The organism is Neisseria sp. P0024.S006, from assembly GCF_051956595.1.
Taxonomy (GTDB): Bacteria; Pseudomonadota; Gammaproteobacteria; order Burkholderiales; family Neisseriaceae; genus Neisseria.
On the sequence record NZ_JBQCXH010000094.1, the window covers coordinates 1 to 376 of the forward strand.

The 376-nt window shown below is 48.4% G+C and carries 1 protein-coding gene; it reads left to right on the plus strand.

The features are described 5' to 3' along the window. A partial coding sequence (locus ACTHUF_RS11445; protein WP_440407783.1) for a collagen-flanked surface repeat-containing protein occupies positions 1-376 on the plus strand: 376 nt, incomplete at both ends.

Below are 376 nucleotides of genomic sequence, written 5' to 3' on the forward strand. Positions count from 1 at the left end.
GACGGTAACGGTAATACAACTACTACCATCGTTAAAGACGGTGCAACTGGTGCTAAAGGCGATACCGGTGCAACTGGTGCAGACGGTAAGAATGCTGAAGCCGACGTTAAAGACAACGGCGACGGTACTCACACTGTAACCATCAAAGACGGTAACGGTAATACCACTACTACTATCGTTAAAGACGGTAAGAACGCTGAAGCCGAAGTTAAAGACAACGGCGATGGTACTCACACTGTAACCATCAAGGACGGTAACGGTAATACAACTACTACCATCGTTAAAGACGGTGCAACTGGTGCTAAAGGCGATACCGGTGCAACTGGTGCAGACGGTAAGAATGCTGAAGCCGACGTTAAAGACAACGGCGACGGTA